Below are 26,015 nucleotides of genomic sequence, written 5' to 3' on the forward strand. Positions count from 1 at the left end.
GGCCTCAGCGGAACAGCCACACGCGCATCAGCGAGAGCAGCTGGTCGGTGTTGACGGGCTTGGAGATGTAGTCGCTCGCGCCCGCTTCCAGGCACTTCTCGCGGTCGCCCTTCATCGCCTTGGCGGTCAGCGCCAGGATCGGCAGGGTGCGGAAGGCGGGATCCTTGCGGATCTCGCGCATGGTCTCGTAGCCGTCCATCTCCGGCATCATGATGTCCATCAGCACCATCTCGAGGCCGGGCGTCTTCTGGAGGATGTCGATCGCCTGGCGGCCGTTGGTGGCGCTGATCACGTCGACCTCGTGGTTCTCCAGCACCGAGGTCAGCGCGAAGATGTTGCGCGCATCGTCGTCGACGATCAGCACCTTGCGCCTGTGCAGCACCTCCGCCGAGTTGTGCAGGCGGTCCAGCATGGCCTGCTTGTCGGCGGGCAGCTGCGTGATCACGCGGTGCAGGAACAGCGCCGTTTCGTCCAGCAGCCGCTCGGGCGACTGCACGTCCTTCAGCACGATGCTCTTGGCCATCGTGTGCAGCCGGTCCTGCTCCTGCTCGCTCAGGTCCTTGCCGGTGAAGACCACCACCGGCACGGCGGACATGGCCTGGTCGCCCTTCATGTGTTCCAGCAGGTCGAATCCGGTCATGTCGGGCAAGCGCAGGTCCAGCACCACGCAGTCGAAGGGCTGGCGGCGCATCGCGGTGAGCGCCGCCTCGCCGCTGCCGGCGGTCGCGATGTCGATGTCGTCGTAGCCGAGCAGTTCGACCACGGCGTCGCGTTCGATCTCGTTGTCCTCCACCACCAGCAGGCGCTTGGTGCGCGGCTGCACGAAATCCTTCAGGCGGTCGAAGGCCGCTTCAAGTCCGGCCGTCGTGGGTTCCTTGAGCAGGTAGTTGAAGGCGCCGTGCGACAGGCCATGCTGGCGTTCTTCCTCCAGCGTGACGATCTGCACCGGGATGTGGCGCAGCGCCGGATCGAGCTTGAGCTGGTTCAGCACGGTCCACCCCAGCATGTCGGGCAGGAAGATGTCCAGCGAGATCGCGGTGGGCAGGTACTGGCGCGCCAGCGACAGGCCGATCGCGCCCTTGTTGGCCACCAGGCCCTTGAAGCCCTTGTCGCGCGCCAGCCCCAGCAGGATGCGGGCGTAGTGCGGATCGTCCTCCACCACCAGCAGTACGGGGTCGCCGGGCTGTATGGTTTCGCGGTCGTCGGGAACGTGCTCCTCGCGGGCCACCGGCAGGGTGATCACGGTCGTCTCGGGTGCCTTGGCCTTGCGCCCGCCGGCCGTCGCGGGGTCGGGGCCGGAATAGTGCAGCGGCAGGTACAGCGTGAAGGTGCTGCCCTGGCCCGGCGACGAGGTGAGCTTGATCTCGCCACCGAGCAGGATCGCGAGTTCGCGCGAGATCGCCAGGCCCAGGCCGGTGCCGCCGTACTTGCGCGACGTGCCGGCATCGGCCTGCTGGAAGGCCTCGAAGATCAGGCGCTGCTTTTCCGGCGGCACGCCGATGCCCGTGTCCTCCACCGCGAAGGCGATCACGTGCTGCGCCTGCGACAGCACCGGGTGGTCGGCGCTCCAGCCGGACTTCGCCAGGCTGGCGCGCACTTCGACGTGGCCGTGCGAAGTGAACTTCACCGCGTTCGACAGCAGGTTCTTCAGGATCTGCTGCAGGCGCTTGGGGTCGCTGTCCATGGTGCGCGGCAGGTCGTCCGCGAACTTGATCAGCAGCGGCAGGTTCTTCTGTTCGGCGACGTGGCGGAAGTTGCGGTCCAGGCTCTCGCGCAGGCCCCAGAACGGGATCTCCTCGATGTCCACCGTGACCGTGCCGGATTCGATCTTGGACAGGTCGAGGATGTCGTTGATCAGGTTCAGCAGGTCGGAGCCGCTGGAGTTGATGTTGCGCGAGAACTCCACCTGCTTGGTCGTGAGGTTGCCGGCCGTGTTCTCGGCCAGCTGCTGCGACAGGATCAGGATCGAGTTCAGCGGCGTGCGCAGCTCGTGCGACATGTTGGCCAGGAACTCGGACTTGTACTTCGAGGTGAGCGCCAGTTCCGAGGCCTTTTCTTCCAGCGCGCGCCGGGCCTGCTCCACTTCCGCGTTCTTGCGTTCCACTTCGACGTTCTGCTCGGCCAGCAGGCGGGCCTTGTTCTGCAGTTCCTCGTTGGTCTGCTGCAGCTCGGTCTGGCGCGCCTGCAGTTCCACCGTGAGCTGCTGCGACTGCTTGAGCAGGCCTTCGGTGCGCATCGTCGCTTCGATGGTGTTGAACACGGCGCCCAGGCCCAGCGCGAGCTGGTCGAGGAAGTTCAGGTTGACCGCCGTGAACGGGTGCAGCGAGGCGAGTTCGATGACCGCCTTGGTCTGGTTCTCGTACGGCACCGGCAGCACCACCACGCTGAGCTTGCTGGAGCGGCCCAGGCTGGACTGCACGGCCACGTATTCGGCCGGCACGTCGGCGAGCAGGATGCGGCGGTTCTGCAGCGCGCACTCGCCGACCAGGCCCTCGCCCAGGCGGATGGTCTCGGGCAGCGGCGCGCCGCCGGCCTGCGCGTAACTGGCCAGCACCACCAGCTCGCCCGAGTTCTCGGCCAGGTTGTTGTGGTAGATGCTGCCCTGGTGCGCATTGACCAGCGGGGCCAGTTCCGACAGCAGCATCTTGCCCACGCTGTTGAGGTCGCGCTGTCCCTGCAGCATGCCGGTGAAGCGCGCCAGGTTGGTCTTGAGCCAGTCCTGCTCGCGGTTGCGTTCCGTGGTCTCCCGCAGGTTGGAGATCATGGTGTTGATGTTGTCCTTCAGCTCGGACACCTCCCCCTTGGCATCCACCTGGATCGAGCGCGTCAGGTCGCCCTTGGTCACGGCCGTCGCCACTTCGGCGATGGCGCGCACCTGGGTCGTGAGGTTGGCCGCCAGCAGGTTCACGTTGCCGGTCAGGTCCTTCCAGGTGCCGGCGGCGCCCGGCACGTTGGCCTGGCCGCCCAGGCGCCCTTCCACGCCGACGTCGCGCGCCACGTTGGTCACCTGGTCGGCGAAGGTGGCCAGCGTGTCGGTCATGTTGTTGATCGTGTCGGCCAGCGCCGCCACCTCGCCCTTGGCCTGCACCGTCAGGCGCTGGCTCAGGTTGCCGTTGGCCACTGCCGTCACCACCTTCACGATGCCGCGCACCTGCTCCGTGAGGTTGGACGCCATGAAGTTCACGTTGTCGGTCAGGTCCTTCCAGGTGCCGCCCACGCCGCTCACCTGCGCCTGGCCACCGAGCTTGCCTTCGGTGCCCACTTCGCGGGCCACGCGCGTCACTTCACCGGCGAAGGAGTTGAGCTGGTCGACCATCGTGTTGATGGTGTTCTTCAGCTCCAGGATCTCGCCCTTCACGTCCACCGTGATCTTGCGGTTCAGGTCGCCGCGCGCCACGGCCGTCGTCACTTCGGCGATGTTGCGCACCTGCGAGGTGAGGTTGGCGCCCATCGTGTTGACCGAGTCGGTCAGGTCCTTCCAGGTGCCGGCCACGCCCGGCACCACGGCCTGCACGCCCAGCCGGCCTTCGGTGCCGACCTCGCGCGCCACGCGCGTGACTTCCGAGGCGAAGCTGCGCAGCTGTTCCACCATCGTGTTGATGGTTTCCTTCAGCTGCAGGATCTCGCCGCGCACGTCCACCGTGATCTTCTTGGACAGGTCGCCGTTGGCCACGGCGATGGTCACTTCGGCAATGTTGCGCACCTGGTTGGTCAGGTTGGACGCCATCGAGTTGACCGAGTCGGTCAGGTCCTTCCAGGTGCCGGCCACGCCGGGCACCTGCGCCTGTCCGCCCAGCTTGCCTTCGGAGCCGACCTCGCGCGCGACCCGCGTCACCTCGGAGGCGAAGGCGGAGAGCTGGTCGACCATCGTGTTGATGGTTTCCTTGAGCTGCAGGATCTCGCCCTTCACGTCCACCGTGATCTTGCGGCCGAGGTCACCTCGCGCGATGGCGGTGGCAACGTCGGCGATGTTGCGCACCTGGCCGGTCAGGTTGTTGGCCATCGAGTTGACGTTGTCGGTCAGGTCCTTCCAGGTCCCGGCCACGCCCGGCACCTGGGCCTGGCCGCCCAGCTTGCCCTCGGTGCCCACCTCGCGCGCCACGCGCGACACTTCGGCCGCGAAGGCGTTGAGCTGGTCCACCATGGTGTTGATGGTTTCCTTCAGCTCCAGGATCTCGCCGCGCACGTCGACGGTGATCTTCTTGGACAGGTCGCCGTTGGCCACGGCGATCGTGACCTCGGCGATGTTGCGCACCTGGTTGGTCAGGTTGGACGCCATCGAGTTGACGTTGTCGGTCAGGTCCTTCCAGGTGCCGGCCACGCCTTCCACCGCGGCCTGGCCACCCAGCTTGCCCTCGGTGCCCACTTCGCGCGCCACGCGCGACACTTCGCCGGCGAAGGAGTTGAGCTGGTCGACCATCGTGTTGATGGTTTCCTTGAGCTGCAGGATCTCGCCGCGCACGTCCACCGTGATCTTCTTGGACAGGTCGCCGCGCGCGATGGCCGTCGCCACGTCGGCGATGTTGCGGACCTGGCCCGTGAGGTTCGAGGCCATGAAGTTCACGTTGTCGGTCAGGTCCTTCCAAGTGCCGGCCACCCCGGGCACCTGCGCCTGGCCACCGAGCTTGCCTTCGGTGCCGACCTCGCGCGCCACGCGGGTCACCTCCGAGGCGAAGCCGTTCAACTGGTCGACCATCGTGTTGATGGTGTTCTTCAGCTCCAGGATCTCGCCCTTCACTTCCACGGTGATCTTGCGCGAGAGGTCGCCGCGGGCCACGGCCGTCGTCACTTCCGCGATGTTGCGCACCTGACCGGTCAGGTTGTTGGCCATCGAGTTGACGTTGTCGGTCAGGTCCTTCCAGGTGCCGGCGACGCCGCGCACGATCGCCTGCCCGCCCAGCTTGCCTTCGGTGCCCACCTCGCGCGCCACCCGCGTCACTTCGGAGGCGAAGCCATTGAGCTGGTCCACCATCGTGTTCAGGGTGTTCTTCAGCTCCAGGATCTCGCCCTTCACGTCCACCGTGATCTTCTTGGAGAGGTCGCCGTTGGCCACCGCCGTCGCCACGTCCGCGATGTTGCGGACCTGCGCGGTGAGGTTGTTGGCCATGGAGTTCACGTTGTCCGTGAGGTCCTTCCAGGTGCCGGCCACGCCCGGCACCTGCGCCTGGCCACCGAGCTTGCCTTCGGTGCCCACTTCGCGGGCCACCCGCGACACCTCGCCGGCGAAGCCATTGAGCTGGTCCACCATCGTGTTGATGGTGTTCTTCAGTTCCAGGATCTCGCCGCGCACGTCCACGGTGATCTTCTTGGAGAGGTCACCGCGCGCCACGGCCGTCGTCACTTCCGCGATGTTGCGCACCTGGTTGGTCAGGTTGGACGCCATCGAGTTGACGTTGTCGGTCAGGTCCTTCCAGGTGCCTGCGACGCCCGGCACCTGCGCCTGGCCACCGAGCTTGCCTTCCGTGCCCACTTCGCGCGCCACGCGCGACACTTCGGAGGCGAAGGCGTTGAGCTGGTCCACCATGGTGTTGATGGTGTTCTTCAGCTCCAGCACCTCGCCGCGCACGTCCACCGTGATCTTCTTGGACAGGTCGCCGTTGGCCACCGCGGTGGTCACCTCGGCGATGTTGCGCACCTGGCCCGTCAGGTTCGAGGCCATGAAGTTCACGTTGTCCGTGAGGTCCTTCCAGGTGCCCGCCACGCCCGGCACCTGCGCCTGGCCCCCGAGCTTGCCTTCGGTACCCACCTCGCGCGCCACCCGCGTCACTTCCGAAGCGAAGCCGTTGAGCTGGTCCACCATCGTGTTGATGGTTTCCTTCAGCGCCAGGATCTCGCCCTTGACCTCCACGGTGATCTTGCGGGAGAGGTCGCCACGGGCGATGGCGGTGGCCACGCCGGCGATGTTGCGCACCTGGCCGGTGAGGTTGGAGGCCATGGAGTTGACCGAGTCGGTCAGGTCCTTCCAGGTGCCTGCGATGCCGGGCACCTGCGCCTGGCCGCCCAGCTTGCCCTCGGTGCCCACCTCGCGCGCAACGCGCGTCACTTCGGAGGCGAAGCCGTTGAGCTGGTCCACCATGGTGTTGATGGTTTCCTTCAGCTCCAGGATCTCGCCCTTCACGTCCACCGTGATCTTGCGCGACAGGTCGCCGCGCGCCACGGCCGTCGTCACGGTCGCGATGTTGCGCACTTGCGAGGTCAGGTTGTTGGCCATGGAGTTGACCGAGTCGGTCAAGTCCTTCCACGTGCCCGCCACGCCAGGCACCACGGCCTGGCCGCCCAGCCGGCCGTCGGTGCCGACCTCGCGCGCCACCCGCGTCACTTCGGAGGCGAAGGAACGCAGCTGGTCCACCATGGTGTTGGTGGCTTCCTTGAGCTGCAGGATCTCGCCGCGCACGTCCACCGTGATCTTCTTGGACAGGTCGCCGTTGGCCACCGCGATCGTCACGTCGGCGATGTTGCGCACCTGCGCCGTGAGGTTGCCGGCCATCTGGTTGACGGAGTCGGTCAGGTCCTTCCACACGCCCGACACGCCCTTCACCTTGGCCTGGCCGCCGAGCTTGCCTTCCGTGCCGACCTCGCGCGCCACCCGCGTCACTTCGGAGGTGAAGACCGAGAGCTGCTCGATCATGGTGTTGACCAGCTTGGCGGAGCGCAGGAATTCGCCCTTGAGCGGCCGGCCGTCCACCTGCAGGTCCATCGGCTGGCCCAGGTCGCCCTTGGCCACCGCGCCGATCGTGCGGGCGATGTCGTTGGTGGGCCGCACCAGGTCGTCGATCAGCGTGTTGAAGGAGTCGACCTGCGTGGCCCAGCTGCCGACCGCGCCCGGCGCGGAGATGCGCTGCGTCAGCCGCCCTTCCTTGCCCACCGTGTTGGACAGGCGGGCCGCCTCGCAGGTGATGCGGTCGGCGTTCGAGATGCTCTGGTTGAAGGCCTCGGCGATGCGCGCATCCACCCCGGACCAGTCCGAGGGGAGCCGGACGCTGAAGTCGCCGCCCGCGAAGGCCATCAGGGCGGAGAGCATCTGCCGCGAGCGGGCCTCGGCCGCGTCTTGGGCCAGGGTCTGGATGGGCGGGATCTTGATGCCGCCGCCCTGCTTGGCGGCTGGGCCGCGGGCGGCTGCGGCCGGCTTGCCGGCCTGTGCTCGCGCTGCGGGTTTGCTGGCTTTCTTCTTCTGGGTCGAGCTGACGGCCTGGTCCATGATTCTCCGCTCTGTTGTTCCGCGGCGCCTGAAAATTCGCCTAAGTTGCCGGGACTGAACGGAAATGTTCAGTCTGGCGGCGGCTAGTGTCCGGATGTTGATCCCTTCGTTTCGTAGGACGACGCCGACGCGCGCCGACAGCGGAGCACGCATGGTCGAGCATTCGTGAATGATTTGCGGCAGTGTGGGGAGCCGCTGACAGGGCGTATCTGCGTTACGGGCGGTTGCCGCCCTTCGTTCAGGCTTCATTCATGGTCAGGCAGCCACACTGGCCCCATGACGACGAAGGCCCATCTCGCCACCGTGAAACTCCTGGCCCAGCTGGTCGGTTCCGTGGTGCTCGCCTGCGTGGTCCTCCTCGCGCTGGCCGCCTTGATCGGCTAGAGAGCCTCCCCGGCACATCCGTGCATGGCGCGGTGCAGGCTCTGCCGCTACAGTGCGCGCAGCACGCTTTCCGCCCAGTGCGGCAACCCCCGAGGAGAACCATCATGGTGAAGGTCAGCGTCCTGTATCCCAACACCGAAGGCGCGCGTTTCGACCACGCGTACTACCGCGACAAGCACATGCCCCTGCTGAAGGAACGCATGGGCAGCGCCTGCCTGTACTACACGGTCGACAAGGGCCTGGCCGGCGGCGCCCCCGGTGCGCCGGCGCCCTTCGTGGGCATGTGCCACATCTACTGCGAATCGGCCGAGTCGTTCCAGCAGGCGTTCGCGCCCCACGCGCAGGAGATCCTGGGCGACATCCGCAACTACACCGACTTGCAGCCGATCCTCCAGGTGAGCGAGGTCGTGGTCGACGCGCCTGCGCGCTAAGCCCGTTCGAAGTCGATGAAACCCTGCTGCGGGTCGACGGCGACGAGCCGCACCCGCAGCGCATCGCCCACGTCCGCGCCCTCGAAGCCGCGCACCAGCCGGCCTTCGAGCAGCGGCCGCGCGATGCGCACGAAGGTCCCCTTCGGCGCCGCGCCGGTCACGATCGCGTCGAAAGCCTCGCCGATGCGCTCGCGCAGCAGCCAGGCGGCCGCCGCCTTGAGCACCTGGCGCTCGACGCGGTTCGCGTTGTCTTCCTGCAAGGTGCAGTGGCGCGCGATCGCGCCCAGGGCCTCGAAGGAATACGGCGGCGCCTCGCGCGCCAGTGCGGCCTTCAGCAGCCGCTGCGTCACCAGGTCGGGATAGCGGCGGTTCGGCGCCGTTGAGTGCGCGTAGTCGCTCACCGCCAGCCCGAAGTGCCCCTCGCCCGCCACGCCCGGCGGCGCCGCTGCGTATTCGCCGGGACCGAGCATCTTCACGATCTTCAGCGACAGGTCGCCGAAGCCTTGCGGGTCGGCCTGCCGGCGCTCGCACAGGAAGCGATCGAGCGCCACCGGGTCCGGTGCATCCGGCAGCGTCACGCCATGCTGTGCCGCCAGCGCCTCGATGCGGTCCCAGCGCCGCGGTGACTGCAGGAAGCGGCGCAGCGAAGGAAAGCCCTGTTCGACCAGGAAGCGCGCGGTCGCCGCGTTGGTGGCGATCATCAGGTCGGCGATCAGGTCCTTGGCCCGGTTCTTCTCGTCGGGCCGCAGGTCCACCAGCCGGCCCTCCTCGAACACCGGCCGCGCCGACACCGTCTTCACGTTGAGCGCGCCGCGCCGCTGCCGCCATTGCCGCAGGCGCTCCGCCACCGCGTCGTGCAGGCGCAGCTGCTCCTGCAACGCGGGCCGCTGCGCGACCTGTGCCGGCGGCGACCCTTCGCCGTCCAGCCACAGCGACACTTCGTCGTACGTGAGCTTCGCCCGGTTCAACACGGCGGCCCGGTAGATCTGCGCCTGCGTCACGCCGCCCGCGGCGTCCACCTGCATGTCGACCACCACGGCGAGCCGCTCCTGGCCTTCATGCAGCGAAGTGCGATCGGTCGACAGCACTTCGGGCAGCATCGGAAACACGCCGGCCGCCGTGTAGACCGAGGTCGTGTTGACGCCCGCGTGGGCATCCACCGCGCCACCGGGCGGCACCATCGCATCGACGTCGGCGACGGCGACGAGCAGCCGTGCCGCGCCCTGCGGCAGCGCCTGCGCGACGCTCAGCTGGTCGAGGTCGCGCGTGTCGTCGTTGTCGATCGAGAACCAGTCGAGCTCGCGCAGGTCGCGGATGTCGCCATCGGCTCCGGGGCCGGTCGCGCGCGCGCTTTCAGCCTCCCGCAGCGCCTGCGGCGCGAAGTCGGGCAGCAGTCCGCGGTCCCGCATCGCGTCCTCGGCGAGCTGGCGAAGGTCAGGCAGGTCCATCGTCAAAGACTATCTCCTCTCGCTACGCAAATTTCCTGGGGGCAGGTCAGAGTCTGGTCAGCCTGTCGGCATCAACATGGCATCCCATGATGCTGGCTGCGGTTGGTCCCTGCAGCGCGGCTGATGGAAACAAGCAAAGACAACACCCATCCTGAAGGGGTGGTGCAGCCCTGCTGTACCACCGTAGGCCCGGCAAGCGCCGGGCCTTTTTTTTGTTCACTCACTTCCCGCGCAACCGATCGAGTGCCTCCTGCAACGCGCTGGCCGTGAGCGGCTTGACGAGGTGGAGGTCGAATCCGGCGGCTGCGGTGCGCTCGCGATCCCCCGGCTGCCCCCAGCCCGTCAGCGCGACGAGCCGCACGCGCTCGCCCGCCGGCAGGCCGCGGATCTGGCGCGCCGCTTCCAGCCCGCCCATCACCGGCATGCCGATGTCCAGGAAGGCGATGTCCGGGCGGAAGTCCTTGACCCGGGCGATCGCCTCGATGCCGTCGCACGCCGTCGCGACCTCGTGGCCCTCGATCTCCAGCAGCATCGCCAGCGTCTCGGCGGCGTCGGCATTGTCGTCGGCGATCAGGATGCGGCAGCCCGCGGCCGGGCGCGCTTCCTCCGCCCCCGCGTCCCCCGCTTGCGCAGGCGCGACCACGCGCGGCAGCCGCACGCAGAAGTGCGAGCCCTGGCCGGGGCCGTCGCTTTCCACGGTCACGCTGCCGCCATGCAGCTTCACCAGGCTGTGCACCAGCGACAAGCCGATGCCCAGCCCGCCTTCCGCATGCCGCTCGTGGTCGTGCACCTGCGAGAACAGCTCGAACACGCGCTGCTGCTGCTCCTTCGGAATGCCGATGCCGGTGTCGCTGATGCGCACCAGGGCCTCCCGCTCCCTGATGTTCAGCTCCAGGCGGATGCGGCCCCCCGGCGGCGTGTACTTGGCCGCGTTGGACAGCAGGTTGGAGAAGACCTGCGCCAGCCGGTCGAGGTCACCCTCCACATGGCATTCCTCCTGCGGCAGTTCGAGCTCGAGGCGGTGCCGCTTGGCATCGATGGCGGCCTGCGTCGCCTCGACGCTGCGCGCCAGCACGTCGCGCAGGGACACCACGTCGCGCTCGATGCGTACCTTGCCGGCGCCGATGCGCGCGATGTCCAGCAGGTCGTCGACCAGCCGCACCAGGTGGTCCAGCTGGCGGTCCATGATGCCGATGGTGCGCAGCGGCGCCTCGGCTTCGCGCGGCAGCGTCAGGCGCAGGATCTGCAGGCCGTTGCGGATCGGCGCCAGCGGATTGCGCAGCTCGTGCGCCAGCGTGGCGAGGAATTCGTCCTTGCGGCGGTCGGCCTGGCGCAAGGCTTCTTCGGCGCACTTGCGTGTCGTGACGTCCAGCACGAACTCCACCACCTCGTCGCCGATCCGGCGCGCCGCGAACAGGCCCCACCAGCGCGAGCCGTCCTTGCGGATGTACTGCTTCTCGTAAGGCGCGGTTTCACCCAGCGCCATCACCTCCTGCACGGCGTTGCGCGAGACGGCGTGGAACTCCGCCGGCGTCAGCTGCTGCCAGGTCAGGTCCAGCGCCTCTTCGCGCGCGTAGCCGGACATCTCCAGGAAACCGTCGTTCGCATCGACGAGGCGGAAGTGCTCGCCCCAGAACAGCACGCCCACCGTCTTGATGCGCCGCACGCTGCCCAGGCGCTCCTCGACCCGGCGCCTGTGCGTGATGTCGCTGAAGCGCACGCCCACCAGCGCCTGGCCGGCCTGGCCGATGCGGAAGGCATGCACGTCGAACCAGCGGCCGAGCGGTTCGGAGCGGTCGCTCATGTGGATCGCCTGGCCGCTGCGCGCGACGCTGCCGAAGACCCGCAGCCAGTGCTCTTCGTCACCGGCCAGCGGCAGCGCCCTCATGTGGCGGCCGATCACGTCGCGCAGGCCGCTCTGGCGCTCGAAACTCGGGTTCGCCCGCAGGAACAGGCCGTCGACCGGCTCGCCGGCCGCATCGAACAGCACCCGGATGATGCAGAAGCCCTCGTCGGTGGCGTCGAACAGGGCCTGGTACTCGCCGCCGGGCATGCACGGCGTCCCCGGATGGGGCGCGGGGGCGCAGCGGTGGATCGGGCTCGGCTTCATGCCTCGGGCACTCCAGGAGCCTGGACGGCTTCTCGATGCCCAACTTGGCACGCCCGGCGGCAGGTGCTTGTAGGTCAGGAGTCCTGCTGCGTGTCTGTCCCGTGGAGGCTGCGGCATCCGCCGGGACCACGGCCGGGCTGGTGGGCCGCATGCCGGCTTGGCCCGCGTTCGGCGCTCCGGGAAGGCGGTCTACGCGATCGCGCAGCCGCCAAACGCGCGCATCACGGGGCGGCGGTGGCGCCGCTGCGCAGGGAGACGCCGTACTCCTGCATCTGGCGCAGCACGGCGCCGCTGGTGCTGGTGAAGCGCTCCAGCCACTGGCCGGCGTCGCTGCCGGCCTCTTCGCGCAGGCGCTCGGCCATCCAGCGCAGGTAGCGCAGGGAGGTCTGGCGTCCCTGCCACCACGACTCGATGTAGTGGCCGGCGGCTTCGGCCGGCATCACGTCCAGGGCCCACTGCATCTGGGCGCGGTACGTGTTGCCGAACAGTCCCACGAAGACGCGGGATTCGGCAATGAAGGCTTCTTCGAGTTCGCGACGGTCTGCCATGCTTTTGGGTGCGGTGGGGTATCCAGGGCCGGGAAGGGCGCCCCACCGAAAGTGCCATGCCGGTGAAGGCATGCAGGATTGGCACTCCCGGCGGGGCTAATTCGCTGTCCTTGGTTTCCTTGTTCTCGACGCTGCCGGTGTGGCCGCGTGACTCAACAGCAAATGCAGGATGTGGGCCAGCCATGCCCCTCAGCACGAAGGTGCCACCCTCTCGCGGCGTGGTCTGCGCGCCCCCTGGCGGCTTGCTCCGAGCGGCGAGCGCCGACCCTCGGCGCGCGGCCGCTGCCCGGCGCCGCGTGGACGACGCCCGATGCGCGGAACTTTGGTGCCGGGGCGTGCTGCGTGTCATCCCCCAAAACTGGGGGCGACAGGCGCCAGAATCCCCAACCGGGACGTGGCCTCTGGCCGGAGTTCGCCTTAACCCTCGTGCGTGTCGCGCAGCGCGGCGAGCGCCGCACGGAGATCGCCGACGACGATCCGGCAAGGCACGGCGAGCATCAGGTTGAGCGGCAGCCCGAACTCCTCCAGCTCCCAGCCCTGTGCGTCCTTGCCGGCCGGCCCCAGCACCTGCGGGTGGCGGCGGCGGATGCGGGCGGCGAAGCTCCCCTCCTCCGGCACGTAGCCGATCACCGGCTTGCCGCGCGCGACGGCGTAGCCCACTTCGAAGCAGGTGCCGCTGTCCGGTTCCGGGCCGCGGAAGAATTCGAGGTTGGCGAGGACCGCGTCGCAGCGCTCGATGTGGGCGATGTTGGCGCGGTAGATGTGCGCTGCCAGGGCCTGCGGCGCGAGGCCTTGCGGAAGGGACGCGTTGAGCGGGAACACGCCCTCGAAGCCATGCTCGGCGCACAGCGCCACGAGCCGGCGGCCGTGCGCCGCGGCGTCCGGGCGGAACACGTCGGGGCCGGCGAGGTAGAGGCGGTGGAGGGTCACGCCGCCATTGTCACGCGCGCCGGGGGCCCCACGCGCCTCACGCGCGCCGGCGGCCGCGGGCCGCTACGAGCCGGAAGAGACGTGCTTCGTCTTGCGGTAGTCGCCGATCTTCGCCTTCAGGTCGCGGTACTCCTCGCAGCTGAAGAAGCACAGCTTGTCGAGCACCTTGAGTTCCTGCTCGGCACGCGCCACATCGCCCATCTGCAGGTAGGCCTCGCCGAGGTATTCGTGCGCGCCGCGGTGCTTCGGGTCGATCTTCAGCGCGCTCTCGTACGCGGCGAGCGACAGGTCCAGCTTGCCGGTGAGGCGGTGCGCGTGACCGAGTTCGGTCCAGGCGTTGGCGTCGTCGGGCTTGCGCTTGATGTAGGAATCCATGCGGACCACGACCTCCTGCCAGTCCTTGCGCCGCACGGCCTCCATGCCGGCCTGGAACTCGGGGTCCTGGTTGCGCGCCGGCGACGCCATTTCGTCGCCGCCGCCACCGCCGGCGGCCGGGGCCGTGAGCGGCCAGGCCAGGGCCGCACTGCAGATCAGGGCCAACACCGGAAGCTTCATCGCAGCACCTCGCGTTGCGGGAGATTTCCGCACGCGCTCAGCTTAGTGCGTCGCGCCGCGCCGCGTGCAGCCCCTACCGGCGACGCGGATTCAGCCGGCGCGCAGCGGCAGCTTGTGCAGGGCCGCGGCCACCGCGGGGTCCGCCGCCCCCAGCTTGCCCGTGCGCGCGACGATGCGGCCCTGGGCATCGAGCACGTCGATGGTGCTCGAATGGTTGTATTCGCCGTTGCCCAGGCGCCGGTACTGGATGCCCAGCACGGCCGCGACCTTGCGGGCCGTCGCTTCGTCGCAGCGGGCGAGCCGCCAGCGGCTGTCGCAGTTGTGCTGCTCGGCGGTCTTCTTCAGCACGGCCTGGGTGTCGCGGGCCGGATCGAAACTCACCATGAGCACGCGCACGGCCTCGCGCTCGCGCGCCGGCAGCGAGCGCAGGTTGGCGTGGATGCTCTCGAAAATCATCGGGCACACCATGTCGCACGAGGTGTAGAACATGCTGGCGAGCACGGGCGTGCCTTGCAGCGACGCGAGCGCGAAGCTCCGGCCGTCCTGGTCCTGCAGTTTCGCGTCGAGGCGGTAGACCGAGTCGCCCGGCGCGGTGGGCGCGTCGGGCAGCGGCTCGTGGCCGGTTCCGTGCGCCCACGCAGGCGCCACCGCCAATGTCGCGAGCGAAAGCAGCGCTTCACGGCGCCGCAGCAGGGAGGTGTTCATGGCGTTCTTTCCAGGTCGCGCACGCAGCGGAAGCCGAGGCTGCCGGTCGTGTCGGCGCCGCCGAGCGAGGACAGCAGCGCGATGCGCATCAGCACGGCGTAGCTGTCGCGGTCGATGATGTTGAGGGCACCCGCGCCGCAGAATTTCAGCTTGTCGGGGTCGCCCTGGGTCCGGCTGTCGCCGGCGATGAAGAGGGCATTGAAGTCGTCGACCCATTCCCAGACGGCGCCGTGCAGGTCGCGCACGCCATAGGCGTTGGCGGCGCCGCCGACGGCCGGCAGGATCGCGGGGGTGGGCTGTTCGTACCAGGAGAGGATCTGCCGCTGCCAGGCGGGGTCGCGCCGGGCGTCGGTGCGCGTCGCGTCGGCGGCGGCGGCGTATTCCCATTCGAGCCAGGTCGGCAGGCGGCCGCCTTCGGCTTCGCAGAAGGCGCCGGCCGCGAACCAGCTCACGTCGGTCACGGGCGAGCTCGCGGGCACCGAAGCGCCCGGTTGCAGCGGCGTGGCCCACTTGGCGAGATAGCGCGCATCGGCCATCACCTTGGCGGCCTTGCCGCGCTGCCACTGCGGATGCGTGGCGACGAAGCGGGCGTACTCCGCGGCGGTGACGGGCGTGGTGCGCATCGCGAAGGGCTGGATGTCCACTGGCGTGGAGACGGTGGGCACCGCGCCCTGCGGCAGCACGCTCTCGAAACGCCCGCCGGGCAGTTTGACGTAGTCGGCCGCCTGGCCCGCCGCGCAGGTGGCGGCGAGGGCGATCACGACGACCAGGCGTTTCATGGCGTGCTCCGCTTCCTTGCGCTCAGTGCTCGGCCTGCTTGGCGGGCGCGGTTCCGGCGCGGGCCTTCTTCACGTCCTCGGTGGAGATGCTGCCGCCCGGGTTGCCCCAGCTGTTCAGGACGTAGGTCAGGATGTTCGCGACCTCGTCGTCATTGAGCTGGTTCATCGGAGGCATCACGGAGTTGTAGTCCTTGCCGTTCACCGTGACCTTGCCCGAGAGGCCGCCCAGCACGATGTTGGCCAGGCGCTTGACCTCGCTGGCGATGAAGTCCGACTTGGCCAGGGGCGGAAACACGCCGGCCAGGCCTTCGCCGTTGGACTGGTGGCACACCGAGCAGGTACCCGCGAACAGCTGCTCGCCGGCCTTGATCTGGTCCTTCACCGTCAGCGTGCCTTCCTCGGCATTCTTGGTCGCGGTGGTCACGGCGGCGAGGTTGGGGCCGGCGCGGTCGCCCAGGTACACGGCGTCGAGTTCCTTGCCGGAGTAGATCTTCTTGTCTTCCTTGCCTTCGATCTTCAGGATCGCCAGCGCGCCCTTGTTGAAGGCGCGGAAGATGGAGTGGTCCACCATCACGTAGCTGCCCGGCACCTGCGCCTTGAAGGTCGCGATGGCGGCGCCGCCGGCGGGGATCAGCGTGGTCTGCACGTTCTTCTGCACGTTGGTGCCGCCTTCGAAGCGGACCTGGTCGAAGATCGCGCCGATCACGTGGAAGCTGGAAACCAGGTTCGGGCCGCCGTTGCCGATGTACAGGCGCACGGTCTCGCCGACCTTGGCGGTGATCGCCTTGTCGCCGGTCAGCGCGCCTTCGGCGCCGTTGAACAGCACGTAGGTGGGCTTCTCGTCGATCGCCTTTTCCATGTCGAAGGGCTGGTGGCCCTTCTCGCGGTACTTGCCCAGGGTGTAGAAGTCGCCCTGCATCACGTAGTACTCGCGGTCGACCTTCGGCAGGCCTTGCGGCGGCTCGACCAGGATCAGGCCGTACATGCCGTTGGCGACGTGCATGCCCACCGGCGCGGTGGCGCAGTGGTAGACGTAGATGCCTTCGTTGAGCGCCTTGAAGGTGAACTGCGATTCATGCCCCGGTGCCGTGAAGCTGGAGGCCGCGCCGCCGCCCGGGCCGGTCACGCCGTGCAGGTCGATGTTGTGCGGCATCTTGCTGTTCGGGTGGTTCTTCAGGTGGAATTCCACCGTGTCGCCCTGGCGCACGCGGATGAAGCTGCCGGGGACGGAGCCGCCGAAGGTCCAGAAGGTGTAGTTCACGCCTTCGGAAATCTGCATGGTCTTCTCGACCACTTCGAGGTCGACGATCACCTTGGCCGGGTAGTTGCGGTTGGTCGGCGGCGGCACGAAGGGCGGGCTGGTCAGCACCGCCTTGATGGGCGCGCCCTTGGGCGGGCCGAAGTCGCCGGTCGCCTTGGGGGCGGCCAGCGAGAGCAGCGGCGCGCACAGCGCCGCCACGAGGGCAAGCGCCTGCGAGGCGCGGAGCAAACCAGCGATCTTGGTTCGGGCGTTCATTCCTGTTCTTCCTCGAAGTCCGATGCTCAAAGGTGCATCTGGGCTGCACCTTATTCCTCGGCTCCGGGAATACCCTTGATGAGCGTCAAACAGGATCGCTGTGTGCGGCGGTCTCGCCCACGGCGTGTCGCGGGCGCAACCCGCGCTGCGCGGCCCGGCACACCGGATGCAAGAAGCTGCCACCTCCCGGTGGCGGCGCCTTGCTCACTCCAGCCCCGAGAGGTACTCCGCCAGCACGTCGATGTCCGCCGGATTCAGCCGCTGCGCCGCCGACGTCATGTTGCCGTCCATGTCGAAACGGGTGCCCGCCTTGAAGCCGTGCAACTGCGTGCGCAGGTACTCGGCCTGCTGGCCGGCCAGCCGCGGGATGTGCTGCTGGCCCTTGAGCGCCGGCCCGTGGCAGACCACGCAGTTGTAGTCCTCGGCCAGCTTGCGGCCGGCGGCGAGCACCTGGTCGGCCGGCTTCTTCGCCGGCGCGGCATGCTGCTGGCCCGCGAAGAACTTGCCCAGGGCACTGATCTCCGCATTGGTCAGCGGCGCGGCGATCGGCGACATCAGCGGATCGGTGCGCCGCTTCTCGCGGAACATGATCAGCTGGGTGGTGATGAACTGCCCCGGCTGCCCCGCCAGCGTGGGGACCGCCGGATTGGCCGAATTGCCGTTCGGCCCGTGGCAGGCGAAGCAGGTCTGGGGATCCACCTCGGCGTGCGCGGCGGCCAGCGCCAGCACGCCGAGGACGGCGGCGAGTGCCGCCTTACTTCGCATAGCTGACGCGATAGATCACCCCGTTGTAGTCGTCGGAGACCAGCAGCGAGCCGTCACGCAGCTGCAGCACGTCGACCGGGCGGCCCCACATCGGCGGGTCGGCCTTCGGGTCTTCCAGGAAGCCTTCGAGGAAGGGCACCATCTTCGCGCCGCCCTTGTTGTCCACCACCACGCGGGTGATGTTGTAGCCCTGCTTGTTGCTGCGGTTCCAGGAGCCGTGCAGCGCGACGAAGATGCTGTCGCGGTATTCCGCCGGGAACATCTTGCCGGTGTAGAACTTCATCCCCAGCGGAGCGACGTGGCCACCGAGCTTGGCGTAGGGCTTGTCGAACTCGGCGCAGGAGCGGCTCGCACCGAACTCCGGATCGGCGAAGTCGCCCTGGTGGCAGAACGGATAGCCGAAGTTCATGCCCTTCTTCGAGACGCGGTGCAGCGTGTCGTTGGGCGTGTCGTCATCCACCCAGTCGCGCGCGTGGTTGGTGAACCATAGCTCCTTGGTCTTGGGATGGAAGTCCATGCCGACCGAATTGCGCACGCCGGAGGCCACGGTCTCGAGCTTGCCGGTGTTCGGGTCCACGCGCATCACCGTGGCCTGCATGTAGTTGGGCATGACGATGTTGCCGGGGGCGCCGATGTTGAAGTACAGCTTGTTGTCCGGTCCCATCGCGAGGTACTTCCAGAAGTGGCCGGGCTGGCTGGTGGGGTCGAGGTTGTCGACCACCACCTTGGCCTGCGGCGCGCTGTCGAGGTGGTCCTCGATGCCGTCGTAGCGCGTGATGCGGTGGCGCTCCGCCACGTACAGCGTGCCCTTGCTGAAGCTCAGGCCGTTGGGCGACTTCAGGCCGCTCAGGACCTTCTTCACTTCGCGCTTGCCGTTGCGGTCCGTGACCGCATAGACGTCCGACAGGTTGCGGTTGCTCACGAACACCGTGCCCTTGTCGCCGAGCGCGAGCGAACGCGCCTCGGGAATGCCGTCGGCCCAGACTTCCACCTTGAAGCCGGGCGGCAGCTTCAGCTTGTTCAGCGGCAGTTCGCTGGCGGGTCGGCCGGTGAGGATGGGAGCGATCGGGTGCAGCGGAGACTTCTCGTCGGCGGCCGATCGGCCTTGTTGCCACGAGGGCGCCGGCTTGCCGTCGGCAGGCGTGGGCTGGGCGTGCAGGGTGCCTGCGGCGACAAGGCCGAGCAGGGCAAGGCAGGCGAGGGGCTTGGGTGCGCGCATGGGGGTCTTTCGCTTGGTATGGTGGATCGGAAGACAGACAGCGATCGAAGCCCCGGGGTTGTGCCATCGGGGCGCAGGCGCGTCAAGAGAACTCGCCCTGTACACACCGCGGCTTACGGCTTGTTCCTATAGTGCCCCATGGCTTATCAACTGCACTACTGGCCCGGCATTCCGGGACGCGGCGAATTCGTGCGGCTGGCGCTCGAAGCCGCGGGCGCGGATTACGTCGACGTGTGCCGCGGCGACGCGCAGCAAGGCCTCGGCCTGCCCGCGATGCTGCATGTCCTGCAGGACGCATCGGTGCCGCGGCCGCCCTTCGCCTGCCCCTTCCTCGTCGACGGCAGGACGGTGATCGGCCAGACCGCCGCGATCCTGCTGTATCTCGCGCCGCGGCTCGGGCTGGTGCCGCAGCGCGAGGCGGATCGCCTGTGGGCGCACCAGGTCCAGCTCACGATCGCGGACCTCGTGCAGGAGGTGCACGAGCTGCATCATCCGATCGCCAGCAGCCTCTACTACGAGGACCAGAAGGCGGAGGCGCTGCGGCGTGCCGCGGACTTCCGGCGCGAGCGGCTGCCGAAGTTCGTGAGCTGGCTGGAGGCCGTGCTGCAGCGCAATCCGGGCAACGATGCGCGCGAGGTGCCGCGCATGGTCGGCGCCCGACTGAGCTACGTCGATCTGTCGGTGTTCCAGCTCGTCGACGGCCTGCGCTACGCGCTCCCCAAGGCGAGCCGGCGCGTGCTGAAGAAGGCGCCGCTGCTCACCGCGCTGCATGCCGGCGTGCCGCGCCAGCGCCGCCTCGCGGCCTATCTCGCGAGCGGGCGCCGCCTGCCGTTCAACGAAGAGGGCATCTTCCGCCACTACCCCGAGCTCGACGCATGAAACGCATCACGCTGCCATGCGGCGAATCCGTGCCGGCGCTCGGCCAGGGCACCTGGAACATCGGCGACGACGCGCGCCTGCGGGCGCAGGAAGTCGCCACCATCCGCCGCGGCCTCGACCTCGGCCTGACGCTGATCGACACGGCGGAGATGTATGGCGACGGCCGCTCGGAGCGGCTGGTCGGCGAGGCCATCGCCGGCCGGCGCGACGAGGTCTTCCTGGTGAGCAAGGTCTATCCGCACAACGCCTCCGCCCGCGCCATGCGCAGGTCCTGCGAGGCGAGCCTGCGGCGGCTGCGCGTGGACACCATCGACCTGTACCTGCTGCACTGGCCCGGCGACGTGCCGCTGGCCGAGACCGTGGAGGCGTTCGAGGCGCTGCGGCGCGAAGGCAGGATCCGGCACTGGGGCGTGAGCAACTTCGATCCGCGCTGGATGGACGACCTGTGGGCCACGGCCGGCGGGGCGGCGGCGCAGGTGAACCAGGTGCTCTACAACCTGGGCTGCCGCGGCATCGAATGGGACCTGCGGCCCTGGCAGCGCGAACGGCGCCTGCCCGTGATGGCGTACTCGCCGTTCGACCAGGCGCGGCTGCTGCGCAAGCGCGAGCTCGCCGCCTTCGCCAGCGAACGGGGCATGCGTCCGGCGCAAGTGGCGCTCGCCTGGCTCCTCGCGCAGGACGGCGTGATCGCGATTCCAAAGACCGGGCAGGCCGAGCGGCTGGAGGAGAACGCCGCCGCCTTGCAGCGGCCGCTCTCGCCGGACGATCTGCAGCAGCTCGATCGCCTGTTCCCGCCGCCGACAGGGCCGACGCCGCTGGCGATGCTGTGAGCCGCGGGCGCGCCGCTACGAAGCCGGCAACCTGAAGTTCAGGACCTGCGTCGCGAGCAGCGTCTCGGCCAGGAAGCACAGCAGCGCCAGCAGGAAGAAGCCGATCCCCAGCAGGAAGCCCGCCACCGCCCAGGAGCTGACCCGCAGCGAGGCCGTCTCGCCCAGGAACAGCAGGATGATGGTCAGGCCGATCAGCACGGCGCAGCCCGTGAGCAGCGCGATGCAGCCGTTCGCGAGCCGCCCCCGCAGGCGCAGCCCCCGCAGTTCCTGGCCGGCGCGGTCGACGAAGGCGGCGTCGCTGGAGGCCAGCGCGCGTTCTTCGAGCTTGCGGCCGTAGTCGATGATGCGCCCGAGGCGTCCGGCGACGGCGCCGATCATCCCGGACACGGCGGTCAGCAGGAACACCGGCGCCACGGCGAGCTGGATGCCGTGCGTGATGGTGGTGCTGTCGAAGGGCGAAGCCATCCGTGGATTATGGCTTCGGCCCGTGCACGCTCTCAGAGGTTCAGGTCGCTCAGCCCGGGATGGTCGTTCGGCCGCCGCCCCAGCGGCCAGCGGAACAGCCGCTCCGACTCGCCGATCGGCAGGTCGTTGATGCTGGCGAAGCGCCGGCGCATCAGCCCGTGGTCGTCGAACTCCCAGTTCTCGTTGCCGTAGCTGCGGAACCAGTGGCCCGAGTCGTCGTGCCACTCGTAGGCGAAGCGCACCGCGATGCGTTCGCCGGCGCAGGCCCACAGCTCCTTGATCAGGCGGTAATCGAGCTCGCGCGCCCATTTGCGCTGCAGGAAGGCGCGGACCTGCTCGCGCCCGACCGGGAATTCGGCGCGGTTGCGCCATTGCGTGTCGGCGGTGTAGACCTGCACCACGCGATCGGGGTCGCGCGTGTTCCAGGCGTCCTCCGCCATGCGCACCTTCTGCGTCGCGCTTTCGGGCGTGAAGGGCGGGACGGGCGGGCGGATCGCTTCCGGCACGGATTGCGGTGGGGACATGCTGGCCTCCGGTGGTCGCCGGATCATGCGCATCCCGACTGCCCCTTGCAAGGACGCAGCCATCGCAGAGGAATACTTTGATCCACAGCAGCGGGCGCCCCGTACGGTTGTCGGCGTACGCACGTGCCCTGCGCGAGGATCTTCCTACGGCGCGTTCCGGCGACGCACCGACGCACACATCCCCCCGCGGCTGGTGACATGGCGCCATTGCCACAGGAGCGCACCATGAACACACCGCTTTCCACCAGCCTGTCCCTCCTCTGCCTTGCCACCCTCGCGGCCTGCAGCACGCCCCGCGTCGCCACCCTGCAGACGCCGGCCACCATCGTCGTCGCGCCGACACCGGCGCCGACCACCGTGCTGGGCGCGACGGCGCCGGTCGTGAAGTTCTCCGCCAGCGAAACGCAGTTCATCGCCGTCGCCGCCGGCGCGGGCATGTACGAAGTCGAGGCCGCACGCGTGGCGCTGACGCGCGCCAGCGACCCGCAGGTGCGCAGCTATGCGCAGATGCTGCTGGACCACCACACGGCGAACAACAGGGAACTGATGACGCTGGTGGGCAGCAAGGGACACCGCGTCGCGCCCGGGCTGCCCACGGAGCTGCAGCAGAAGGTGAGCACCTTGTCAGGCCTGAGCGGCCCGGCCTTCGACCGCGAGTTCGTGCGCATGACGGGCGTGCAGGACCACACGGCCGCCATCGCCGCCTTCGAGCAGGGCCGCCGCACCGTGGCCGACCGCGACCTGCAGGCCTACATCGACAAAACGCTGCCGACCCTGCGCTCGCACCTGCAGCAGGCGCAGGATCTCGCCGGCCGGATGGCCGGCTGAGTCCCTGCGACGTTCAGCGGCGATACGGGTTGTTGGGCGCGCGATCGTAGCGGTTCGGCACGCCGTCGCGGTCGGCGTCGCCCCAGGCGCCGTTGTGGTGCTGGCGGTGGTGCCGGTGCCCTTCGAGGAAGACGGGCTGCGGCTGCACGTAGACCGGCCGCGGCTGCACGTACACCGGCTCCGGCTGGACGTACACCGGCTGCGGCTGCACATAGACGGGCTGCGGCTGCACGTACACCGGCGCCGGTTGCACGTAGGCACCCGGAAGGCCGAGCGACAGGAACACGTCGGTCCTGGCGTGGGCGGCGGTGCCGGCCGCCAGGGCGCCGATGGCAAGGGTGGTGGCCAGCAGGGACTTGGCGGAGATGAGGCGTTTCATGAGGGGCTCCTCGTTGGGATGGGAGCATCGTGCGCCGGCCTGCATGAACCGAAGCTGAACGGATCCCTCATGTTGCGCGCAAGCCGCGTTTGCCGGCGCGCGCCAGCAGGTCGGCGAAGGCCGCCGCCGCCGGCGACAGGCTGCGGCCGCGCCGCTGGACGATGCCGATCGTCCGACCGACGGAGGGCTTTTCCAGCCGGATGCCGACCACCGAGGCCGGCGCCGGCGGCAGCGTGAGCTGCGGCACCACCGCCACCGCCAGCCCGATCTCCACCAGCCCGAGCAGCGTCGAGACGTGGCGCACCTCGCACACCGGGCGCGGCAGCGCCGGCAGCTTGGCCAGCGCCTGGTCGATCAGCAGCCGGTTGCGGCTGGCCTGCGACACCCGTGCATGCGGGTACTGCGCCAGCTCCGCCCAGGCGACCGACTTGCGACGCGCCAGGGGATGCGAGGCGGGGCACGCGAGCACGTAGGGTTCCTTGAGCAGCGGCATGAACTCCACGTCGGCATCCTGCATGCCGATGTAGTTCAGCGCGAAGTCGCATTCGCCCTGCTTGAGGCTGGCCAGCACCTCGTCGGCGCCCTCCTCGATGATGCGGACCATCACGCGCGGATGCTGCTCGCGAAAGGCGCGGATCACCGGCGGCAGGAAGTGGTGGACGGCGGAGAACACGCAGCCCACGGTGACGTCGCCTTCCTCGAGCAGCAAGGCGTCCTGGAGGCCCTGCACGGCGCGGTCGACCTGGGTGACGACTTCGCGCACCTGGGCCAGGAAGCGCCGGCCCAGCAGCGTGAGTTCGACGCTGCGCGTGGTGCGGTCGAACAGGCGCACCCCCAGCGTCTCTTCCAGGTGCGAGATGCGCCGCGACAGGGCCGGCTGCGAAAGGTGCAGCGCCTGGGCGGCGGCGGCAAAGCTCTGGAGCTCGCCGACGGTGACGAAGGCGCGCAGGTCGGCCAGCGACGGCTTCATGCCTTGATGCACCGCATGCAATAAACCTTCCGAAAATTGCAATTTACAGCAGGGCTGGCGGCGGGGAAAGATGCACGACCCATGACCAGCACCCTACCCCTGCGCATCGGCATCCTCGAGGGTGACGACATCGGCCACGAGATCGTCCCCGCCGCCGTGGAGATCGCCCGCGCCGCGGCCGCAACGCACGGCGTCGCCATCGAGTGGAAGCCCCTTGCGATCGGCGCCCGCGCGCTCGAAACGCACGGCCATACCCTGCCGCCGCAGACGCTGGAGGCGCTCGGCACGCTGGACGGCTGGATCCTGGGCCCGATCGGCCACCGGGCCTATCCCCGGCTGCCGAACGCGATCAACCCGCATCCGATCCTGCGCAAGTCCTTCAACCTGTTCGCCAACGTGCGGCCGACGCGCTCGTACCCGGGCATCGGCTGCTTGCACGAGGACGTGGACCTGGTGATCGTGCGCGAGAACAACGAGGGCTTCCAGCCGGACCGCAACATGGTGGCCGGCTCCGGCGAGTTCCGCCCCACCGACGAAGTGACGCTCTCGGTGCGGGTCATCACGCGCACCGGCAGCCGCCGCGTGGCGCGCGCGGCCTTCGAGCTGGCGCGCCAGCGCCGCCGGCACCTGACCTACGTCCACAAGGACACGGTGTTCAAGCTCTCCTGCGGCATGTTCGTCGAGGAATGCCGCAAGCTGGCCGCCGACTACCCGGACGTGCGCGTCGACGACGTCATCGTCGACACCTTCGCGATGCGGCTGGTGCGCGATCCCCAGAGCTTCGACGTGGTGGTCACCACCAACATGTTCGGCGACATCCTGTCCGACGAAGCAGCCGGCCTGGTGGGCGGGCTCGGCATGGCGCCGGGCCTGTGCATCGGCGACGGCGACGTGGCGATGGCGCAGGCGACGCACGGCTCGGCGCCCGACATCGCCGGCCGCGGCATCGCCAACCCCTACGCGATGATCGAGTCCACCCGCATGCTGTTCGAGTGGCTGGGCCACAGCCGCGGCAACGCGGGCGCGGTGCGCATGGCACAGGCGATGTCGGCGGCCACGACGGCGGCCCTGGGCGATGCGCAGGCGCGCACCGGCGACATCCGCGGCCAGGGCGACACGGCGAGCTTCACGCAGGCCGTCGTCCGCGGCCTTCGCTAGACAAGGGACAAGGAGACCCCCCATGCAGTCCTGGTGGATGCAAGTGGGCGCGCAAGGCGCGCAGCTCGAACAGCGCGACGTCGCGGTGCCGCAGCCCGGCCCGCGGCAGTTGCTCGTGCGCGTGCGGGCGGCCGCGCTCAATCGCGGCGAGTTCGTCGCCGGCCACGGCCTGCACGGCGCCCCCGGCAGCTGGAAGGCGATCGGCGGCGAGTGCGCCGGCCAGGTGGCCGCCGTCGGCAGCGAGGTCGACGCCTTCCGCGTCGGTGCGCGCGTGATGGGCCGCTGCGCCGGTGCGTTCGCCGAGTACGCCCTGCTCGATGCGGCCGAGGCGATGGCGGTGCCGGCCAATCTCGGCTGGCAGGAGGCCGCCAGCATCCCCCTGACCTGGCTGGTCGCCTTCGACATGCTCGTGCTGCAGGGCGCGCTGAAGGAGGGCGACTGGCTGCTGGTCAACGGTGTGTCTTCCGGCGTGGGGGTGGCGGCGCTGCAGATGGGAGGGGCGCTCGGCGCGCGGGTGATCGGCACCTCGACTTCGCAGGCCAAGCTGGAGCAGCTCAGGTCGCACGGCCTGGTGCACGGCCTGTGCACGCGCGGCGCCGACTTCGCGCCGCGGGTGATGGAACTCACCGGCCGGCACGGCGCCGACCTGGTGGTGAATGCCGTCGGTGGCTCCGTGTTCGCGGAAGACATCCGCTGCATGGCCTTCGAGGGCCGGCTGGCGATGGTCGGCTACGTCGACGGGGTGCTGTACGCCGACCTCGACCTGGAGGCCCTGCACGCGAAGCGGCTGAAGCTGTTCGGCGTCTCCAACAAGCTGCGCAGCAAGGAGCAGAAGGCGGCGGCCGTGCCGCGCTTCGTCGCCGAGATGCTGCCGCGCTTTGCCAGCGGCGCGCTGCGCCCGCTGCTCGACGAGAGCGTGGAGTTCAGGCAGTTGCCGCAGGCGAAGGCGCGGATGGAAGCCGGCGAGCACGTGGGCAAGATCGTCCTCGACGTTTCCGCAGCGGCGTGAACAGCCCCGTGCCGCCCGCCTGCGGCGCAGGCGGGCGGCACGGGATGGGTTGATCAGGCAGGTGGCGCGCTGCTGTCGCGCCCGGCGGCGCTCGCGGGCGCCGTGACCTTCATTCCGAGCCCGGCCGGCTTTCCTTCGGATCCGATTCGAGCTGCTTGCGGCCTTCGCGGGCCAGGCGCGCCGTTTCCTCCAGCACCTTCTCGTCGGAGGCGGCGGGGATGGGATCGTCCTCGTGCAGCGTGGCGCCGTCCTGCGGGTCCTGGTTGCGCTTGGTGTCGTTGGGCATGGTGGCTCCTTGGGTGAGGCACGGGCATTCTTGGGCCGGCGCGGCGAGCGCAAGCGCGGACCCTGCTGATTGGCCGCGTAGGCTGCGGACTACGCAGCA

Annotated in this window: 22 protein-coding genes; 6 read left to right on the forward strand and 16 right to left on the reverse strand. The window is 69.1% G+C overall.

The annotated features are described in order from the left end of the window. Window positions 1–4: 4 nt before the first annotated feature. Complete coding sequence (locus JI746_RS15350) at window positions 5–7,198, reverse strand: HAMP domain-containing protein (protein WP_201690657.1); 7,194 nt, start codon at window positions 7,196–7,198, stop codon at window positions 5–7. Between the two features lie 488 nt (window positions 7,199–7,686). Between JI746_RS15350 and JI746_RS15355 the strand changes: the two genes are divergently transcribed. Further along, window positions 7,687–8,013: an EthD family reductase gene (locus JI746_RS15355; RefSeq protein WP_201690659.1), complete on the forward strand. Its 327-nt coding sequence runs from the start codon at window positions 7,687–7,689 to the stop codon at window positions 8,011–8,013. On the opposite strand, the gene JI746_RS15360 is transcribed toward JI746_RS15355, so the two are convergent. From JI746_RS15360 to JI746_RS15405, 10 genes are all read right to left on the reverse strand, one after another. Next, the gene (locus JI746_RS15360) at window positions 8,010–9,461 is read right to left on the reverse strand and encodes an RNB domain-containing ribonuclease (protein WP_201690661.1); all 1,452 of its coding nucleotides are present in this window, start codon (window positions 9,459–9,461) and stop codon (window positions 8,010–8,012) included. The two genes, JI746_RS15355 and JI746_RS15360, sit on opposite strands and share 4 nt — an antisense overlap. Window positions 9,462–9,681: 220 nt before the next feature. Then, window positions 9,682–11,571 carry a hybrid sensor histidine kinase/response regulator gene (locus JI746_RS15365; protein ID WP_201690663.1) on the reverse strand — a complete coding sequence of 630 codons (1,890 nt, stop codon included), beginning with the start codon at window positions 11,569–11,571 and terminating at the stop codon, window positions 9,682–9,684. Between the two features lie 221 nt (window positions 11,572–11,792). Then, the gene (locus JI746_RS15370; protein ID WP_201690665.1) at window positions 11,793–12,119 is read right to left on the reverse strand and encodes a hypothetical protein; all 327 of its coding nucleotides are present in this window, start codon (window positions 12,117–12,119) and stop codon (window positions 11,793–11,795) included. 417 nt (window positions 12,120–12,536) lie between these two features. After that, window positions 12,537–13,049 (reverse strand): nucleoside 2-deoxyribosyltransferase, encoded by a 513-nt coding sequence (locus tag JI746_RS15375; RefSeq protein ID WP_201690666.1) that lies wholly within the window; start codon window positions 13,047–13,049, stop codon window positions 12,537–12,539. A gap of 63 nt (window positions 13,050–13,112) precedes the next feature. Further along, the gene (locus JI746_RS15380; protein WP_201690668.1) at window positions 13,113–13,604 is read right to left on the reverse strand and encodes a tetratricopeptide repeat protein; all 492 of its coding nucleotides are present in this window, start codon (window positions 13,602–13,604) and stop codon (window positions 13,113–13,115) included. 90 nt (window positions 13,605–13,694) lie between these two features. After that, a complete protein-coding gene (locus JI746_RS15385) occupies window positions 13,695–14,309 on the reverse strand; it encodes an SCO family protein (RefSeq protein ID WP_201690670.1) in 615 nt (204 codons plus the stop codon). Then, window positions 14,306–15,088 carry a formylglycine-generating enzyme family protein gene (locus JI746_RS15390; protein ID WP_201690671.1) on the reverse strand — a complete coding sequence of 261 codons (783 nt, stop codon included), beginning with the start codon at window positions 15,086–15,088 and terminating at the stop codon, window positions 14,306–14,308. Before JI746_RS15390 ends, JI746_RS15385 begins: the two co-directional genes overlap by 4 nt. Window positions 15,089–15,110: 22 nt before the next feature. Beyond that, a complete protein-coding gene (nirK, locus tag JI746_RS15395) occupies window positions 15,111–16,604 on the reverse strand; it encodes a copper-containing nitrite reductase (protein ID WP_201690673.1) in 1,494 nt (497 codons plus the stop codon). A 204-nt stretch (window positions 16,605–16,808) separates the two neighbouring features. Further along, window positions 16,809–17,369 (reverse strand): c-type cytochrome, encoded by a 561-nt coding sequence (locus JI746_RS15400; protein WP_201690675.1) that lies wholly within the window; start codon window positions 17,367–17,369, stop codon window positions 16,809–16,811. After that, window positions 17,359–18,588: a PQQ-dependent sugar dehydrogenase gene (locus tag JI746_RS15405; protein ID WP_201690677.1), complete on the reverse strand. Its 1,230-nt coding sequence runs from the start codon at window positions 18,586–18,588 to the stop codon at window positions 17,359–17,361. Before JI746_RS15405 ends, JI746_RS15400 begins: the two co-directional genes overlap by 11 nt. 138 nt (window positions 18,589–18,726) lie before the next feature. On the opposite strand from JI746_RS15405, the gene JI746_RS15410 reads away from it, so the two are divergent. Both JI746_RS15410 and JI746_RS15415 read left to right on the forward strand, forming a co-directional pair. Then, complete coding sequence (locus JI746_RS15410) at window positions 18,727–19,467, forward strand: glutathione S-transferase (RefSeq protein ID WP_201690679.1); 741 nt, start codon at window positions 18,727–18,729, stop codon at window positions 19,465–19,467. Next, on the forward strand, window positions 19,464–20,297 hold the full coding sequence (locus JI746_RS15415) for an aldo/keto reductase (RefSeq protein ID WP_201690681.1): 834 nt from the start codon (window positions 19,464–19,466) through the stop codon (window positions 20,295–20,297). Before JI746_RS15410 ends, JI746_RS15415 begins: the two co-directional genes overlap by 4 nt. Window positions 20,298–20,312: 15 nt before the next feature. Here the strand turns inward: JI746_RS15415 and JI746_RS15420 are convergent, their stop codons facing one another. Beyond that, window positions 20,313–20,762, reverse strand: coding sequence for a DUF2721 domain-containing protein (locus JI746_RS15420; RefSeq protein WP_201690683.1), 450 nt, complete (start codon window positions 20,760–20,762; stop codon window positions 20,313–20,315). 32 nt (window positions 20,763–20,794) lie between these two features. Continuing rightward, the gene (locus tag JI746_RS15425; protein ID WP_201690684.1) at window positions 20,795–21,286 is read right to left on the reverse strand and encodes a nuclear transport factor 2 family protein; all 492 of its coding nucleotides are present in this window, start codon (window positions 21,284–21,286) and stop codon (window positions 20,795–20,797) included. A gap of 225 nt (window positions 21,287–21,511) precedes the next feature. Between JI746_RS15425 and JI746_RS15430 the strand changes: the two genes are divergently transcribed. Further along, the gene (locus JI746_RS15430; protein ID WP_201690685.1) at window positions 21,512–22,114 is read left to right on the forward strand and encodes a DUF4142 domain-containing protein; all 603 of its coding nucleotides are present in this window, start codon (window positions 21,512–21,514) and stop codon (window positions 22,112–22,114) included. Window positions 22,115–22,127: 13 nt separating this feature from the next. Here the strand turns inward: JI746_RS15430 and JI746_RS15435 are convergent, their stop codons facing one another. Together JI746_RS15435 and JI746_RS15440 are read right to left on the reverse strand one after the other, a co-directional pair. Beyond that, entirely contained in the window at window positions 22,128–22,493 is a 366-nt protein-coding gene (locus JI746_RS15435) for a hypothetical protein (protein WP_201690686.1), read from the reverse strand. Between the two features lie 67 nt (window positions 22,494–22,560). Continuing rightward, complete coding sequence (locus JI746_RS15440) at window positions 22,561–23,463, reverse strand: LysR family transcriptional regulator (RefSeq protein ID WP_201690687.1); 903 nt, start codon at window positions 23,461–23,463, stop codon at window positions 22,561–22,563. Window positions 23,464–23,544: 81 nt separating this feature from the next. Between JI746_RS15440 and JI746_RS15445 the strand changes: the two genes are divergently transcribed. Together JI746_RS15445 and JI746_RS15450 are read left to right on the forward strand one after the other, a co-directional pair. Beyond that, window positions 23,545–24,621, forward strand: a complete 1,077-nt coding sequence (locus JI746_RS15445; RefSeq protein ID WP_201690688.1) for an isocitrate/isopropylmalate dehydrogenase family protein — start codon at window positions 23,545–23,547, stop codon at window positions 24,619–24,621. Between the two features lie 22 nt (window positions 24,622–24,643). After that, window positions 24,644–25,630 carry a zinc-binding dehydrogenase gene (locus JI746_RS15450; RefSeq protein WP_201690689.1) on the forward strand — a complete coding sequence of 329 codons (987 nt, stop codon included), beginning with the start codon at window positions 24,644–24,646 and terminating at the stop codon, window positions 25,628–25,630. 109 nt (window positions 25,631–25,739) lie between these two features. Here the strand turns inward: JI746_RS15450 and JI746_RS15455 are convergent, their stop codons facing one another. Beyond that, window positions 25,740–25,916, reverse strand: coding sequence for a hypothetical protein (locus JI746_RS15455; protein ID WP_201690690.1), 177 nt, complete (start codon window positions 25,914–25,916; stop codon window positions 25,740–25,742). Window positions 25,917–26,015: the final 99 nt, after the last annotated feature.

Source organism: Ramlibacter alkalitolerans, from assembly GCF_016722765.1.
GTDB lineage: Bacteria > Pseudomonadota > Gammaproteobacteria > Burkholderiales > Burkholderiaceae_C > Ramlibacter > Ramlibacter alkalitolerans.